The sequence below is a fragment of the Micromonospora sp. NPDC005215 genome (assembly GCF_040607915.1).
In the GTDB taxonomy this organism is placed as follows: domain Bacteria; phylum Actinomycetota; class Actinomycetes; order Mycobacteriales; family Micromonosporaceae; genus Micromonospora.
The window spans coordinates 336070-351263 of record NZ_JBEXHQ010000001.1 but is presented as its reverse complement, the minus strand read 5'-3'; the positions used below and the strand labels follow the sequence as shown (position 1 = coordinate 351263).

The window sequence follows — 15194 nt, the reverse complement described above, 5'->3', positions numbered from 1 at the left end:
CCGATGTGACAGTGGCGGGACGCTGTGGGTCGTACCCGTAAGAAATGACGGAGGGTGGCGGTCCGCACGGACCGCCACCCTCCGGTGTGTACGCCTGCCGTCAGTCCTCGTCGGACTTGGCTCCGCTCATCCCCGACGAGATCAGGTCCATCACGGAGGAATCCTGCAAGGTGGTCACGTCGCCGAGCGACCGGTTCTCCGCGACATCGCGCAGCAACCGGCGCATGATCTTGCCGGAGCGGGTCTTCGGCAGCTCCGGCACCAGCATGATCTGCCGCGGCTTGGCGATCGGCCCGAGCGTCTTCGAGACGTGGTTGCGCAGCTCGGCGATGAGCCGCTCAGCCGCGTCGCCGGCGATGTCGGTGCTGCCGCGCGGGATGGCGAACGCGACGATGGCCTGCCCGGTGGTCGGGTCGGTCGCGCCCACCACCGCCGCCTCGGCCACCGACGGGTGCGACACCAGCGCCGACTCCACCTCCGTGGTCGAGATGTTGTGCCCGGACACCAGCATCACGTCGTCGACCCGGCCGAGCAGCCAGATGTGCCCGTCGTCGTCCTTCTTCGCCCCGTCACCGGCGAAGTACATGCCGTCGAACCGGCTCCAGTAGGTCTCGATGAACCGGTTGTCGTCACCCCAGATGGTGCGCAGCATCGACGGCCACGGCTCGCGCAGCACCAAATAGCCGCCGCCACCGTTCGGCACCGACTGGCCCTGGTCGTCCACCACGTCGGCCACGATGCCCGGCAGCGGGGCCATCGCCGATCCTGGCTTGGTCGCGGTCACCCCCGGCAACGGGGAGATCATGATGGCGCCCGTCTCGGTCTGCCACCAGGTGTCGACGATGGGCAGCGCTCCGCCGCCGATGAACTCCCTGTACCACATCCAGGCCTCGGGGTTGATCGGCTCGCCGACGCTGCCGAGCAGCCGCAGCGACGACAGGTCGTGGCCGGCCGGGATGTCCTCGCCCCACTTCATCATCGTGCGGATCAGCGTCGGAGCGGTGTACAGGATGCTGACCTTGTACTTCTCGACGATGTCCCAGAAGCGGCCCTTGTGCGGGGTGTCCGGGGTGCCCTCGTACATCACCTGCGTGGCACCGTTGGAGAGCGGGCCGTACACGATGTAGGAGTGGCCGGTGACCCAGCCGATGTCGGCGGTGCACCAGTAGATGTCCGTCTCCGGCTTCAGGTCGAAGACCGCGTGCGTCGTGTACGACGCCTGCGTCAGGTACCCGCCGGTGGTGTGCAGGATGCCCTTCGGGCGGGCCGTGGTGCCGCTGGTGTAGAGGATGAACAGCGGGTGCTCGGCGTCGAACGGCTGCGCGGTGTGCTCGGCCGACGCGGTCTCCACCGTCTCGTGCCACCAGTGGTCCTTCGCCGACCAGGCCACGTCCTCGCCGGTACGGCGGACCACAAGCACGTGCTCCACCGACGGGCAGCTCGCCACCGCCTCGTCCACTGTCGGCTTCAACGCCGACGGCTTCCCCCGCCGGTAGCCGCCATCCGCGGTGATCACCACCTTGGCGCTGGCGTCCTGGATCCGGTTGCTCAGCGAGTCGGCGGAGAAGCCGCCGAAGACCACGCTGTGTGCCGCGCCGATCCGGGCGCAGGCCAGCATCGCGACCGCCGCCTCCGGGATCATCGGCAGGTAGATCGCCACCCGGTCGCCGGCCGTGACACCCAGCTCGGTCAGCGTGTTCGCCGCCCGGCAGGTCAGCTCGTGCAGGTCGGCGTACGTGATGGTCCGGGTGTCGCCCGGCTCGCCCTCCCAGTGGATGGCGACCTTGTCGCCCCGGCCCGCCTCGACGTGCCGGTCCAGGCAGTTGTACGCCACGTTGAGCTGCCCACCGACGAACCACTTCGCGAACGGCGGGTTCGACCAGTCGAGAACCTCGTCCCACTTCTTCGACCAGGCCAGCCGGTCGGCCTGCTCCGCCCAGAACGCGAGGCGATCGGTGTCGGCCTCCGCGTACGCGTCGACTGTGACATTGGCGTGCGCGGCGAGTTCGGCCGGCGGGGGGAACTGGCGCGTCTCGTTCAGCAGATTGGCCAATGCCTCGCTCATGCCGTGACTCCTCGTCCTCGGGTGACCTGCGTCTCGCTGGGCACGAGGGTAGTCCCGGGTCCTCCGGCCGGCGACCGCTGCCCGCCCCGGTCGCGCCGAGCGGCCCCCGCCGCGCGCCCGACGGCCCGTCCCTCGCCCGACGGCCCGTCCCCCCGACATCACCAAGCCCGCGTTGACCTTGGCCTTGGCTTGGGTCGAACCGGCCTGCCCCGGGGTGAATGCGTCGGGTGGTCCGGGTCGCGCTGTGGCCGGGTGCGACCCGCCGGGCCGGGCCGGGTCGCTAGCGTGGCGGGGTGACCACCGACCCGCTCGCACCCCTGCTCGCGCTCGCCGACATCGCCGCCGCCGTCGAGCGTGCCCGCGAACGGTTCGACCAGGCGCTCGGGCATCGGGCGCTGCGCCGGCACGGTGGACAGGTCGCGGCCGAGGTGAGCCTCCGCTCGGCGGTGGCCAGCGCCGCCCTCGAGGGGGCCGGGCACGACCGCGAGGCGGTCCGCGCCGGCACCGTCACCGATCCCGTGCTTCAGGGGGCGCTGCGGGTCGCCGGGGCGCTGCCCGGCCTGAGTGAGCTCTGGCCGAAGGCCCCACGGCAGGCTCTCGCGAAACTGCACGTGCTCGCCGCCCGGGACCTGGTGCCGGAGGCCGAGTTGGGCCGCCCGGTGGCCGACCCGGTGGTCGCCACCCGGCTGGACGGGCTGGCCGGGCTGGTCGCCGGCGGCACCACGGTCTCGCCGCTGGTGCTCGCCGCCGTGGTGCACGGCGAGCTGCTGAACCTGCGCCCGTTCGCCGGACCGTCCGGCGTGGTGGCCCGTGGCGCCGCGCGGCTGGTGCTGCTCGCCAGCGGCCTCGACCCGCGTGGGCTGCTCGCCGTCGACGTCGGGCACCGCGAACGGGAGCCCGAGTACGTCGGCTCGGCCGGCGCCTTCGCCACCGGCACCCCGGACGGGCTGCGCTCCTGGCTGCGTCACTACCTGAGCGCGGTCGAGGTCGGCGCCGACCAGCTCACCGTCATCGGCGACGAGATCCTCGCCGCCGCGTGAGCCGCTGTCACTCCCGCCGTACCGCGCGGTTGACCTTGGTTTGCAGCGCTCGGCGGGCGATCGGCCCGAGGTCGTCGACGATCTCCAGCAGCAGCGCGAGCTGGTCGAGCGCGGCCATTGCCTGGTCGGCCCCCGCCCGGTCCACCCCGTCGTAGAGTTCCAGCCCGATGAACGCGGCCGACACCGCGCGGGCCAGGCCGGGCACGTCGGCCACCTCGGCGAACGGTGACCCGGCGAGCAGCCTGCGCAGGACCGCCTCGATCTCGTCCACCCAGAGCTGGAGCGCCGCGGCGGTCGGCGCGGCCATCCGCTGGTCCGCCTGTGCCCCCGCCAGCATCTGGGCCAGGAAGGTGACGTTGCCGAGCTGGCGTTCCTCGTCGTGCAGCGCCCGCCCGACGGCGAGCAGATCGCGCAGCGAACCGGCCGAGGCCAACCGTGCCGACCAGTGCTCGACCCGCTCGGCTGTGCTGGCTCGGCAGGCCGCCGCGAGCAGGTCGTCGACAGTGCCGAAGTGGTAGAAGACCAGCGCCTGGTTCACCCCGGCCGCGGCGGCGATGGTACGGGCGGAGACGCCGGCGATGCCGTGCTCCCGGATGGCGGCGATGGTGCCGTCGAGAAGGCGCTGTTTGGTGTCGGACATGGCTCTCCTCGCGGGCGGGCCGGGTGCGGCGGTGCGATCATCGCATCGGTGACCAGTTGGGCGAGCCAGGTGGCCCCGGGCAGTCGTAGGGTCCAGCCGGCCACCGCCCAACCGAGGTGGACGTGTTCGAGTCCGCGGGCGACGGCGGCCACCCCCCGTTCCGTGTGACAGTCGCCGCCCACGTACTCGGCTCGCCACAGCACGCGCTCGTGCTCCCGGGCGGGTCGGATCCGCAGCCCGACCGGGTGCCGCCGGGCCAGCATCCGCCAGGTGGTCGCGCAGGGCCCGCAGTCGTCGTCCAGCCAGAGCACCGCCGGTGGCCCGGCGGAGTACGGCCGCCAGCGAGGCCACCAGTCGCGCACCTGCCCCCGGTACGCCCGCCAGGAGTCGCCGTAGCGCACCCGTAGATCGTGGTGCTCGTGCGGCCCGGCCACCGCCGCTCCGAATGCGCCCGCCGACACCGCCGCCAGGGCCAGGGTGACGCTCCGGGTGACCACGGCGGTGAACAGCAGCACCACCACGGCGCTGAGCTGCATCGGGTTGGCCAGGTAGGCGTACGGGCCGGTGGTGACCAGACGACGCGGCGGGTCCCACGGGTACGGCGTGCCGCCGCCCCGGACGGCGAACTCGGCGACGGCAGCCAGCGCCGGCGTGGCCGCCAGGAGGGCCAGCTGCGCCACCAAGAGCAGCCCGGCGCGGTGCAGCCCGGTCAGCCCGGCCCACGACCCGTCGCCCAGTTCGAAGGCCAGGGTGGGCAGGAACCAGAGCAGCAGGGCGGCGAAGACTCCGACCTGGAGGAGCGTCCGCGCGCCCAGGTGCCGGCGGTCGGCGCAGAACCGACCGAGCAGTTGGGCGGGTAGGGCCACCAGGAGCAGCCCGACCACCTCCCCGACGAGCCAGTACGGGCCGAGGCGGACCAGCGGGTGCAGCGCCGGCATCGCCACCACGTCGACCCAGAGCAGCAGACCCAGCGCGACCGGCAGCGGCAGCACCCGGCGCAGCAGCACCGGCAGCGGACCCCAGAGGACGGCCCAGCCGATCCACAGGTCCACCGGCATCCCCCGGAACGCGCCGTCGACCGGCGCGAACGCGTACCAGCCGGTTCGGCGAGCGACCTCGTGCAGCACGGCGATGCCGATCCCGGCCGCGACGAACGCCAACAGCCCCGCGGCCCGGGAGGCTCGGTCCCGCACCCGGGCACCGACGGCGAGCACGGCGAGAAGCGGCAGCGCCAGGCTCAGCCAGCGGGCTACCGTCACTCCAACGCCAGCATGTCGAGCAGGTGCCCGACCCCGGCACCGAGCAGCACCTGCTGCACCGGCCCGAAGTACCAGGACGGGTCCAGGCCCCGGGCGTAGTCGACCTGGACCCGGACCTCGGTGTGCCCCGGATCGATCGCCCGCCAACTCAGCTCCGCGTGCCGCCAGGTGAACCAGCGCGCGGTGATGGAGCTGTCCTCGACGAAGCGGAAGCCGGCCCGCCCCGGTGCGACGTCGTCCACCTCGGCGAGCAGGTGGCCCCCCGGGCCGTGCGCACTGCCGTGGTAGCCGAACATCCACCGGTCGCCGAGGCTGAGCCCGTCGCCACTGACCTGCCCCGGTGTGGGCACGCCCAGCAGCCGCAGCGGTGCGGAACGGACGGTGGTCGGGCGAGGGCCGGCGGCGAGGTGCTCAGCCACCCGGTCGATGGGGAGCCCGACGACCCGGGTCACCTCGACCGTCTGCTCCGGGTCGACCCGGCCGGCGATGCCACTGCCTTCCAGGCCGGGCAGGAGCAGCAGCGGCACGGCCGCGAACACGTACGGCCGGTTGGCCTCCCGTAGGGCGCGGATCAGCGCGGTGGTGCCGTGCGCCACGGCGTAGACCAGTGGGGCGGCCAGGAGGACGCAGACCGCACCCTCGTGCAGCACCACCGCCGCCAGCAGCAGGGCCATCGTGGTGGCCGCGAAGACCCTGCCGTGGGCCGTCGGGCGGGGGGTGAGCGCGAGGGCGGCGGCCAGCAGCACCGGAAGCGCCACGAAGAGCACTGCGCTGTCGGCCCGACCCTGACCGACCACCCCGATGAAGACGACCAGCCCGAAAAGCATGATCAGGCCGGCCAGGACCCAGTTCGCGGCCGTTCGCTCTGCTTGCGGTTCATCGTCATGAGTCATGTGACCTCCCTTTTTGAGCGGTCGCTCAAACGGAGCATACGACTACTTGAGCGATCGCTCAAACGGGTGATTGGGCGGGAGCGGGCACGGTGCGGGTGACGAGGGCCGCACTCACCGTCGCTCCGGCGACGTGTGTCGGCACGAGGGAACCGCGGGAAGGGTCGCGCAGGCCGGACCGGTCAGGCGGTGGCGGCGGCGCGGGTCCGGCGATGCCGGCCATACCAGGCGATACCGATGGCCACGCCCACCCCGACCCCCAGGGCCGCGGCGGCCACCGGGACGGCGGGTCGTTCCCGCAGGCGGCGGCCCAACGGGATCGGGTGCCGGAACTCCAGCACCGGCCACGCGTTCTCCGAGGCCAGCTTGCGCAACTGCCGGTCCGGGTTGACCACACTCGGGTGACCGACGCACTCCAACAGCGGGCGATCGCTGTACGAGTCGGAGTAGGCGTACGACTCGGCCAGGTCATAACCCCGGGCGGCAGCCAACTCGCCGACCGCCTCGACCTTGCTCGGACCGGCCGCGTAGAACTCGACCTCGCCGCTGTACCGGCCGTCCCGAACCGTCATCCGGGTGGCGATCACGTCGGTGACCCCGAGCAACTCGCCGATCGGCCGGACCATCTCCTCGCCGGACGCCGAAACCAGCACCACATCCCGCCCCGCGGCCTGGTGCTCCGCGATCAGGACAGCGGCTTCGGCGTACACATAGGGGTTGATCAGCTCATGCAGTGTTTCCGCGACGATCTGGCGGACCTGCTCCACCTGCCAGCCCTTGCAGAGCGCAGCCAGGTAGTCCCGTGTTCGGGCCATGGTCTGCTCGTCGGTGCCGCCCAGCCGGAACATCAGCTGCGCGTACGCCGACTTGACCACGTCACGCCGGGTGATCAGCCCGTCCCGGTAGAACGGCCGACCGAACGCCAGGGCGCTCGACTTGGCGATGACGGTCTTGTCCAGATCGAAGAAAGCGGCACTTCGGCCCACGGCGCGAAAGTCTAGCCGGATGGTCTATCGTCGGCGGGTGCCCGGGGTCAGGCCACCCTCCCAGACCTGCGGGCTGGCACCATTAATCCCGCTCTGCGTGATCACGCTCACACTCCGCGAGGAGATTTTCGCAGTGAGTGGGGTCGACACCACTCGACGTGACGGGCCCGCTCAGGCAGACTTGTCCGTACGACGAGCATTCACATCCCCGAAACAGACAAAGACCCTCAGCGGTTGCACCCCCCGTGGCCGCTGAGTGGTTCGGCTCGACCCCCCCGGAGCCGAACCTTCGACGACCCCCGTCTCCCCCCGACGGGGGTCGTCCCTTTCCGGGGGAGCGCTCCCGGCCAATGCGTCTCCCGGGTCGGCCGGTCGGGGTGACGGGGAAAATTACGCGAATCGTCAGCGAAGGCCAGCCGCGCCGGGCGGCCTAGTCCTCGGGCCTGTGTGTTGTGCCGCCGCGGAGTGCGCCACCGCCGCCGCTTCGATCGGAACTCTGCCCGCTGCTTCCGGCCGTTTCGATCCGGTCGCGCCAACGAGGAGACGGTCACTGGATTGAGCCCTCCGGTCGAAGCTTGCTCGCGCGTACCAGGATCTGTGTTTGCGGGCCACGGCGGCCTGACGGGAAGAGCTTGACCCCTTCGACCCAGATCCACTCGTCGTGGGGTGGGCGATTGGCCCCCAGCCGTACCCCGGTCACCCACAACCGCACCGGCCCGTCCGACGGCAGAAGGCGATCGACCGCGTCGATGTTCAGCACCGCGCCGAGTCGTACCCGAACGTCAAACACCGCGTCTCCTCGTCCTTGGCGCCGTGTTGCTGCGGGGCGGCGCACTGTCAGTCGTCTGTCGCTGGATCTGAAGACCCGTGATCTGGACGAAGACCTCGCGCCGCGCCAGGGCCTTACCGGTGGCCAGGACAATGGAGTAGCCGCTCAGCCACACCCAGCCGTGGTACGTCGGTTTGTCGCAGACCGAGGTCACCCGAAGCCACAGAGCCCGATCGCCGTCGAACTGCACCGACGCCCTACCGTCAATCAGCACCAGGTCACCCGGAACGGGGACACCCGGCCGGCGCGGCGTCGGTGTGCGAAGCGCCGAGGCGGGCGGGCCATTTACGGGCCGTCGTTCGGGTCGCGGTCCCACGCCAGCAACCACCCCGGGCCTGCCTCAGCAGGTAGCCGCGCGACCGGAACCCGCGCAGTCCAGGCAATTCCAGCGCGCGATGGCACGGGTCCGATCCGCACCACCTCCGCTTGCCCGGACGGCGGTGCGGTCGAAGATGTTCTTCCAGTCCGCTCCCGAGCAGGATTGGCAGTTGTTCGATGCGTTCAGCCCTGTCATGCAGCCAGGTTGTGGCACATGCCGCCCGAATACCCGGAAAATCCTTCCGGGGTCGCACCCGGGCGAGGGGAGACGGTGAACCAGTGCGTGGAAGAACCAACAACCTGACCATCGGCGAACGCGTCGCCTGGTACCGCTACCGACGCGGCCTGTCGCAGGAAGTCTTGGCCGGACTCATCGGCCGGACCGCCGATTGGCTGGGCAAGATCGAGAACAACCGGATCGAGCTGGACCGGCTCTCTGTCATCAAGTCCCTCGCCGAAGTCCTGGACGTCGCCCTCGGCGACCTGCTCGGCGAACCCGGGCTGCTCGATTGGAACGGCGACAGCGGCACCACGACCGTCCCCGCCCTGCGCGCCGCCCTGATGAACTACCGCGCCTTCAGCTCGTTCAGCGGCGGCACGAAGACTGAGCCATCGAACATCGCCGTCCTCAAGAAGGAAGTAGGCGCCCTCTGGGACGCCTACCAGGACTCCCGATTCGGGTACGTCACCGGTCGGCTGCCCGACCTGCTGCACCGCGCCCAGGCCGCGGCCGACCACCACGACGGTGACGACCAAGACCAGGCCCGCCGGCTCCTCGGCCTGGCGTACCAACTCGCCGCCACCCAGCTCACCAAGCTCGGAGAGAGCGACCTGGCATGGATCGCCGCCGATCGCGGGTTAGCCGCCGTCCGACCCACGGGTGACCCTCTTGTCACCGGTTCTCTGTTCCGCTCGGTTGGTCACGCCCTGCACGCCACCGGGCGTTACACCGAAGCGGTAGGCTTCATCGAGGACGCCGCCAGCTACCTTGAGCCCCACCTCAAGTACGCCACACCAGCGCTTCTCTCCGTCTACGGAACGCTGTTTCTGTCTGGCTCCATGGCCGCCGCCCGCGCCAACGACGCCACCACCACCCGCACCTTCCTCGCCGCCGCCGACCATGCCGCCGGCCAACTCGGAGCCGACGCCAACCACCTCTGGACCGCGTTCGGTCCGACCAACGTCGCCATCCACCGCGTCGCCACCGCCGCCGAGTTGGGCGACCTGCAAGTCGCCATCGACCTCGGCCCGCGCGTCAACACCGCCGGGCTACCGATGGAACGCCGAGTCCGACACGCACTCGAAGTCGCCCGCGCCTACAGCTCGTGGAACCGGGTCGACGACGCCCAGACCGTCATCTTCGACGCCGAACAGATGGCACCCGAGCAGGTCCGCCACCACTTTCTCAGCCGCCAACTCGCTCTGACCTGGATCCGCCGTCAGCGAGGCAAGCCCTCAGCCGAACTGGTCGGCCTGGCCCAGCGACTCAGGGTGCTCGACTGAACCCAGCCCATCTAGGCTGCGCTGGTGACGGCCAATGAGATGCCACCCGTGGCAACCCCACGCGTCGCCGCAGGCGCCCTCTTTTTCGACGATGAAGGTCGCGTGCTCCTCGTACGCCCCACCTACAAGAAGCACTGGGACATCCCCGGCGGCTACGTCGAACCCGGCGAGTCACCGCGTGCGGCGTGCATACGCGAGATCGAGGAGGAACTCGGCCTCACCATCGTCCTCGGCCCCATGCTCGTCGTCGACTGGGCGCCGGCCGAGCACGAAGGAGACAAGCTCCTTTTCATCTTCGACGCTGGCTCTCTCAATACGGGACAAGAAAAGGCAATCCGTTTTGCGGACGGGGAACTCACTGCGTGGCGCTACGTGGCAACAGACGATCTGGAGCGTTACGGTCCGCCTCGACTTACTCGGAGACTCCGCGCAGCGACCGCAGCACACAACAGCGGCAAGGCCGCTTATACGGAGCACGGTAGCGCCCTCTAGTCCAGAGTTCCGGCACGTTTCAAGGCGGCCCCGCGGACGGGAGGCACGCGCTGACGACTGGGCGCGCATCCGTCGCTCCGCACTCCGACCCCGCAACGCACCCCGGCCGTTGGCGCGGAAGCGGAAGACCACGGGACCGGCCACCCCCTGGCGGGGCGGCCGCTAGGTCGGAGAATCCCCTGCCGAAGCTTAGGCATCTGGTGCGGGAGCCTGCGCCTACGGGTGGTCCGGGGGAGCGAGTTCCACGTACTCGCCAAACGGCTCGATGGATCCATCCCAACCGTTCCAACCCTGTTGGGTGATCTGCCCGTCAGCGTAGGTGTATGACCAGCGGGAACCGTCCTCGCCCTCAATGTGGACAGTTCCCGAGCGAACGAACGGCGCAATCGCGACGTAGAAGGCCGTGACCTGATTCGACCATTTGGGGTCGCCCTCGTCGTCGTACCCGAACTCGATCCAGTCTCCGTCGCGGATGATCGAGGCTCTGGCCTCTTCGGCCAGGTCGGCCAGCCTGTCAATCGACGGAGACGCGTCCGGCTTGTACCAACCAGCTTGTCCAGCCATGGCGGCCTGGGCGGCGGCGGCCGCAGCAGTGTCGTCCGACTCCGGGAGGTGCAAACGGCCTGAGGGCCTCACCACGTATCCCACGTCGTGCACCTTACAACGGTCGATGCCCACCACCGCGCAGGAGCGGGGTGTCCAGGGAGTCACTCCCGGAGGGAGCGGTCCCGTTCGCGTCTCTGAGCAGCTCGGGCGGTGGCGGGACAGGCCGCGCGCGTAGCAGATCAACTGCCCCACCGGGCGTTGTCCACAGCCCACGAGGTTGTCCACAGGCGGCGCGATCGGGGCGGCTTGCCGGGCGGTTTCCGAGCAGGGTCGGCGGCATACCAGAGCCCGACCGCTGGAGGCCGCGATGCCAACCCGTACCTCGGTTCCGCCGATCCGCCGGCTCCCGCTGGTCGTCACCGGCGACGACGAACTGCTCGATGATTTGCTCCGGCTCGCCGCCGCTGGCGGGACCGATGTGGAGCTGGCCCGCGACCCGGCCGCCGCCCGTACTCGCTGGCAGCCCGCCCCACTGGTGCTGCTCGGCGTCGACCAGGCACAGGCGTGTCTGCGTGCCCGGCTGCCGCAGCGGTCCCGATTGGTGCTGGTCGGCCGAGCCGGTCAGCTCGACTCCGGCTGGCAGATCGCCGAGCTGATCGGGGCCGAGCACGTCGCCATGCTGCCCACCGCCGAGCCATGGCTGGTGGATCGGTTCGCCGAGCAGGGTCCGGACCGCCCGGACGGCGTCGGCGCCCGGGTCGTGGCGGTGCTCGGTGGTCGGGGCGGTGCCGGGGCGAGCGTGCTCGCTGGCGGCCTCGCCGTTACCGCTGCCCGAGCCCGGTTGCGCACGCTGCTGATCGACGCGGACCCGCTCGGAGGCGGCCTCGACCTCGTGCTGGGCTGGGAGCAGTTGGAAGGGCTGCGCTGGCCCTCGCTCACCAGCGCCGACGGGCGGGTGGACGCCCCGGCACTGGTGCGGGCCCTGCCCAACCGGGGTGATCTGGTGGTGCTCTCCTGGGACCGCGGCGAGATGCTGGCGCTGCCAGTGGCGGCGATGGCGGCGACCCTCGACGCCGCTCGGCGTGGTCGGGACTTCGTGGTGGTGGATGTGCCCCGACAGTTGGACGACGCCGCAGTGGTGGCGTTGCAGGCGGCGGACCAGGCGTTCGTCGTCGTCCCCGCCGAGCTGCGTGCCACCGCTGCGGCCGCTCGGGTGGTGGCCGCTGCCGCCCCGCACTGCGCGGCGCTCTCGGTGGTGGTGCGCGGGCCCGCTCCGGGCCGCTTGCGCGCCACCGAGGTGGCGCGGGCTCTTGGCCTCCCGCTGGCTGGCACGCTGCGTCCCGAGCCCGGGCTGTGCCGCGGGCTGGAGCGAGGCGAGGCGCCGGCCGCCGCGGGTAAAGGCCCGCTGGCCGCACTCTGCCAGCGGATCGTCACCGACCTGACCGGTGTGCCGGCGGCGGGTGCGGCATGACCGGCAGGTCGCAGGACGGCACCCTCGCCGCCCGGGTGCGGCAGCGGATCGCCGCCGCCACCACCCCGGTCACAGCGGCGTCGATCGTCTCCGCGGTACGGGCCGAGCCAACCGCTGCGGTGCTCGGCGACAACGCCGTGCTGCGGATAGCCGACCGGGTGCGCGACGACCTCGTCGGTGCCGGACCGCTGGCCCCACTGCTCGCCGACCCGGAGGTCACCGACGTCCTGGTCAACGGGACCCGGGTCTGGGTCGACCGTGGTTCGGGACTACAGCAGGTCGCGGTCCCGTTCGATTCGATCGAGGACGTGCGCCGGCTGGCCCAGCGACTGGTCGCCAGCGCCGGCCGGCGGCTCGACGACGGCTCCCCGTACGCGGACGCCCGGCTCCCTGACGGCACCCGACTGCACGCCGTGCTGCCGCCGGTGGCGACCGAGGGCCCCTACCTGTCCCTGCGGACCTTCCGGCACCGGCCGTTCACGCTCGATGAGCTGGTCCACCACGGGACCGTGCCGCGACCGGTGGCACCGCTGCTTGCCGCCGTCGTGGCTGCCCGCCTGGCGTACCTGGTCACCGGCGGAACAGGGTCGGGCAAGACGACCCTGCTCAACACGCTGTTGGGGATGGTGCCAGCCACCGAGCGGATCGTGCTCGTGGAGGACGCCGCCGAGCTGCGTCCGGGGCACCCGCACGTGGTCGGGCTTCAGGCGCGTACCGCCAATGTGGAGGGGTCGGGCCTGGTCAGCCTCGGCGACCTGGTCCGGCAGGCGTTGCGGATGCGTCCGGACCGTCTGGTGGTCGGGGAGTGTCGGGGCGGTGAGGTGGTCGACCTGCTTGCGGCGCTCAACACCGGCCACGACGGAGGCGCTGGCACCTTGCACGCCAACTCCCCGTCGGACGTGCCGGCCCGGCTGGAGGCGCTGGGCATGCTGGGTGGGCTGCCCCGCGCCGCGCTGCACGCCCAGGTGGCCGCCGCGTTGCAGGTGCTGTTCCAGGTGCGGCGCGGCGACCGGGGACGCGTACTGGAGTCGGTCTGCCTGCTCCTGCCCGAAGGGCCGGAACGGTTGGTGACCGTGGTGCCCGCCTGGGTACGCGGCAGCGGGCTCGGGTTGGCCGCCCGGGCACTGGGGGCGCTGCTCCGGGAACGCGGCGTGGCGGTGCCGCCGATCCTCAGCGAGCCGTGGCCCGGATCGGCAGGCCCGGCATGACCGGCGCGACGCTGCTGGTGGCGGCGCTGCTTCTGGTCGCCGCGGCCCTGGTGGCGTGGCCCGTGCGTAGCATCCGGGCCCGCCGACGACGGGTGCTGACGCCGGGACGGGGGAGCGGCGGCGCTGATCCCAACGACGCGCTCGTGGAGTGGATCCGGGAACTCGGCCGCACGCCGGACGGGCCGCTCGACGGGCCCGGCGGCTCGCCGACCCCGGGTGGCCCGGTCGGCATTCCGCGCCGGCCGCTCAGCACCGCGGGTCGGAGCGGAAGGCCGACCGCGCTCGGCTGGCCCAGCCGGGACGTCACCGGCAGCGCGGGCTGGCCCGGGGCGACGGCCGGGTCGGTGGGGTCTTCCCGTCCCGCCGGCCCGACGCGTCCGCCGACCCGTCGGGATCCCCGACGTCCGGCCGGCACCGGTGGGCGCGAGGCCGGTATCCCGGACGTCGAACGATCGGGTGGCACATCCGTGGCCGCGATGACGATCGGCGGCGGTGATGTGGGGGTGGACCGTCGGGACGACGCTTCGGGCGCGGTGACGACCGTTGGGTGCGGCGACGTGGCGGACAATCCGGGCGACACGTCCGGCGCGGCAACGGCCGAGGGGCGCGGGGGTCTCGTCCGCTGGGCCGACCGGTCCGTCGGGTCGGCCGATGCCCCGAGTGGAGCTGCGCGGCAAGGGGTTCCACGGTCGTCGAGGCGGGTGCTGCCGCTGGTCGGTCTGCTGGCTGGTGGTGTCGGTGCTGTGGTCGGCGGGCCGGTCGCCGCGGTCGCGGTGGGTGGGTACGCCGCACTGGCCGGACGGGCGGTGTTGCGCTGGCGAGTGAACCGGGGTGCCGAGCGACGGCGGCGACGTGGGCTGGACCAACTGTGTGGCCTCGCTGCGGACCTCCGGGCCGGCCTGCCCGTGCAGCACGCGATCGAGGCCGCCACCGATGGGTGGGACGGGTCGGACCGGCTGCGTCAGCTGACGGCAGCGGCGGTGCGGCTGGCCGACCGGACCGGCGCGCCGCTGGCGGAACTCGTCGAGCGGATCGAGGCAGACGCTCGGGCAACCGACCGGGGTCTGGCTGCCGCGGCGGCCCAGGCGGCCGGCGCCCGGGCCACGGCCTGGTTGTTGGCCGCGTTGCCGGTGGGTGGGATCGGGCTCGGGTACGCGATTGGCGTCGACCCGGTGGCGGTGCTGCTGCATAGCAGTGTCGGCGGGGTCTGTGCGGTCGTCGCGGTCGCCCTGCAGGTCGTGGGCCTCCTCTGGACGGAACGGCTGGGCGCGACGCCGGGGCGGGCCGGGTGATGTCGCGAAGTCCGGCAAGCCGACGGAGCCCAGCCGGTGGGCGGCGGCCCGACGTGATCCGCCTCGCCGCGGCGCTGGCCGGGCTCGCCGTCGCCGTGGTCGTCGAGGGCTGGCTGGGGCTGCTCGGTGCGCTCCCGACCGCCCTCCTGCTGGATTACCTGCTGCGGCGGATCGAGTCACCGGGTGTGCGCAAGCGGCGGCTTCAGGAGGCCGCCGACCTGCCGCTCGCGGTCGATCTGCTGGCCGCCGCGATGCGGGCGGGCGCTCCGGTCGATCGCTCGGTGCTGGCCGTCGCCGAGGCCCTGGACGGACCGCTCGCCGCGCGGCTGGCCCGGGCCGGCCGCACGTTGCTGCTCGGCGGTGGCCCGACGGAGGCGTGGTCTGCGCTGGACGGGGTGCCCGGTGCGGACCGGTTGACCGCAGCGGCGTTGCGCTCCTCCAACAGCGGCGCGGCTCTGGCCGGCGCACTGACCCGGCTCGCCGACGACCTGCGTGCCGACCGGGCTACCGCTGCCGAGGCGTCAGCCCGTCGGGCGGGCGTGCTCATCGTTCTGCCGCTGGGGCTCTGCTTCCTGCCGGCGTTCATTCTCGCCGGCCTGGTGCCGGTGATCGTCGCCGTTCTCGGCGACGTGCTCTGACCCATCGAGAAGGGAAA

14 protein-coding genes are annotated in these 15194 nt (G+C 72.0%); 7 read left to right on the top strand and 7 right to left on the bottom strand.

Annotation, left to right across the window (positions count from 1 at the left end; translation table 11 throughout):
* Nucleotides 1-100 precede the first annotated feature (100 nt).
* Entirely contained in the window at nucleotides 101-2065 is a 1965-nt protein-coding gene (acs, locus tag ABZU25_RS01685; protein ID WP_355027375.1) for an acetate--CoA ligase, read from the bottom strand.
* 293 nt (nucleotides 2066-2358) lie between these two features.
* Between acs and ABZU25_RS01680 the strand changes: the two genes are divergently transcribed.
* A complete protein-coding gene (locus tag ABZU25_RS01680; protein ID WP_355027374.1) occupies nucleotides 2359-3105 on the top strand; it encodes an oxidoreductase in 747 nt (248 codons plus the stop codon).
* A 7-nt stretch (nucleotides 3106-3112) separates the two neighbouring features.
* On the opposite strand, the gene ABZU25_RS01675 is transcribed toward ABZU25_RS01680, so the two are convergent.
* From ABZU25_RS01675 to ABZU25_RS01655, 5 genes are all read right to left on the bottom strand, one after another.
* On the bottom strand, nucleotides 3113-3745 hold the full coding sequence (locus ABZU25_RS01675) for a TetR/AcrR family transcriptional regulator (RefSeq protein WP_355027373.1): 633 nt from the start codon (nucleotides 3743-3745) through the stop codon (nucleotides 3113-3115).
* Nucleotides 3640-5004 (bottom strand): isoprenylcysteine carboxylmethyltransferase family protein, encoded by a 1365-nt coding sequence (locus tag ABZU25_RS01670; RefSeq protein WP_355027372.1) that lies wholly within the window; start codon nucleotides 5002-5004, stop codon nucleotides 3640-3642. Before ABZU25_RS01670 ends, ABZU25_RS01675 begins: the two co-directional genes overlap by 106 nt.
* Complete coding sequence (locus ABZU25_RS01665) at nucleotides 5001-5897, bottom strand: hypothetical protein (RefSeq protein WP_355027371.1); 897 nt, start codon at nucleotides 5895-5897, stop codon at nucleotides 5001-5003. The genes ABZU25_RS01670 and ABZU25_RS01665 overlap by 4 nt, the downstream gene beginning before the upstream one ends.
* 179 nt (nucleotides 5898-6076) lie before the next feature.
* Nucleotides 6077-6880 (bottom strand): HAD-IB family hydrolase, encoded by an 804-nt coding sequence (locus tag ABZU25_RS01660; protein WP_355027370.1) that lies wholly within the window; start codon nucleotides 6878-6880, stop codon nucleotides 6077-6079.
* Nucleotides 6881-7427: 547 nt separating this feature from the next.
* Nucleotides 7428-7670, bottom strand: coding sequence for a hypothetical protein (locus ABZU25_RS01655; RefSeq protein WP_355027369.1), 243 nt, complete (start codon nucleotides 7668-7670; stop codon nucleotides 7428-7430).
* Between the two features lie 636 nt (nucleotides 7671-8306).
* Here ABZU25_RS01655 and ABZU25_RS01650 point away from each other — a divergent pair.
* Complete coding sequence (locus ABZU25_RS01650) at nucleotides 8307-9530, top strand: helix-turn-helix domain-containing protein (protein ID WP_355027368.1); 1224 nt, start codon at nucleotides 8307-8309, stop codon at nucleotides 9528-9530.
* A gap of 24 nt (nucleotides 9531-9554) precedes the next feature.
* Entirely contained in the window at nucleotides 9555-10022 is a 468-nt protein-coding gene (locus tag ABZU25_RS01645; RefSeq protein WP_355027367.1) for an NUDIX hydrolase, read from the top strand.
* A 216-nt stretch (nucleotides 10023-10238) separates the two neighbouring features.
* Here the strand turns inward: ABZU25_RS01645 and ABZU25_RS01640 are convergent, their stop codons facing one another.
* Nucleotides 10239-10670 (bottom strand): hypothetical protein, encoded by a 432-nt coding sequence (locus ABZU25_RS01640; RefSeq protein WP_355027366.1) that lies wholly within the window; start codon nucleotides 10668-10670, stop codon nucleotides 10239-10241.
* Nucleotides 10671-10935: 265 nt separating this feature from the next.
* Between ABZU25_RS01640 and ssd the strand changes: the two genes are divergently transcribed.
* The 4 genes from ssd to ABZU25_RS01620 are packed head-to-tail and all read left to right on the top strand — an operon-like array spanning nucleotide 10936 to nucleotide 15177.
* Entirely contained in the window at nucleotides 10936-12039 is a 1104-nt protein-coding gene (ssd, locus tag ABZU25_RS01635) for a septum site-determining protein Ssd (protein WP_355027365.1), read from the top strand.
* The gene (locus ABZU25_RS01630) at nucleotides 12036-13247 is read left to right on the top strand and encodes a TadA family conjugal transfer-associated ATPase (RefSeq protein ID WP_355027364.1); all 1212 of its coding nucleotides are present in this window, start codon (nucleotides 12036-12038) and stop codon (nucleotides 13245-13247) included. The genes ssd and ABZU25_RS01630 overlap by 4 nt, the downstream gene beginning before the upstream one ends.
* Complete coding sequence (locus ABZU25_RS01625; protein WP_355027363.1) at nucleotides 13244-14539, top strand: hypothetical protein; 1296 nt, start codon at nucleotides 13244-13246, stop codon at nucleotides 14537-14539. The genes ABZU25_RS01630 and ABZU25_RS01625 overlap by 4 nt, the downstream gene beginning before the upstream one ends.
* Nucleotides 14539-15177 carry a type II secretion system F family protein gene (locus ABZU25_RS01620; protein WP_355027460.1) on the top strand — a complete coding sequence of 213 codons (639 nt, stop codon included), beginning with the start codon at nucleotides 14539-14541 and terminating at the stop codon, nucleotides 15175-15177. The genes ABZU25_RS01625 and ABZU25_RS01620 overlap by 1 nt, the downstream gene beginning before the upstream one ends.
* Nucleotides 15178-15194 lie beyond the last annotated feature (17 nt).

What these genes read in the sequence shown, in the direction of transcription:
- acs (WP_355027375.1), bottom strand. Translation starts at nt 2,065, where the DNA reads ATGAGCGAGGCATTGGCCAATCTGCTGAACGAGACGCGCCAGTTCCCC.
- ABZU25_RS01625 (WP_355027363.1), top strand. Translation starts at nt 13,244, where the DNA reads ATGACCGGCGCGACGCTGCTGGTGGCGGCGCTGCTTCTGGTCGCCGCG.
- ABZU25_RS01665 (WP_355027371.1), bottom strand. Translation starts at nt 5,897, where the DNA reads ATGACTCATGACGATGAACCGCAAGCAGAGCGAACGGCCGCGAACTGG.
- ABZU25_RS01630 (WP_355027364.1), top strand. Translation starts at nt 12,036, where the DNA reads ATGACCGGCAGGTCGCAGGACGGCACCCTCGCCGCCCGGGTGCGGCAG.
- ABZU25_RS01675 (WP_355027373.1), bottom strand. Translation starts at nt 3,745, where the DNA reads ATGTCCGACACCAAACAGCGCCTTCTCGACGGCACCATCGCCGCCATC.
- ABZU25_RS01620 (WP_355027460.1), top strand. Translation starts at nt 14,539, where the DNA reads ATGTCGCGAAGTCCGGCAAGCCGACGGAGCCCAGCCGGTGGGCGGCGG.
- ssd (WP_355027365.1), top strand. Translation starts at nt 10,936, where the DNA reads ATGCCAACCCGTACCTCGGTTCCGCCGATCCGCCGGCTCCCGCTGGTC.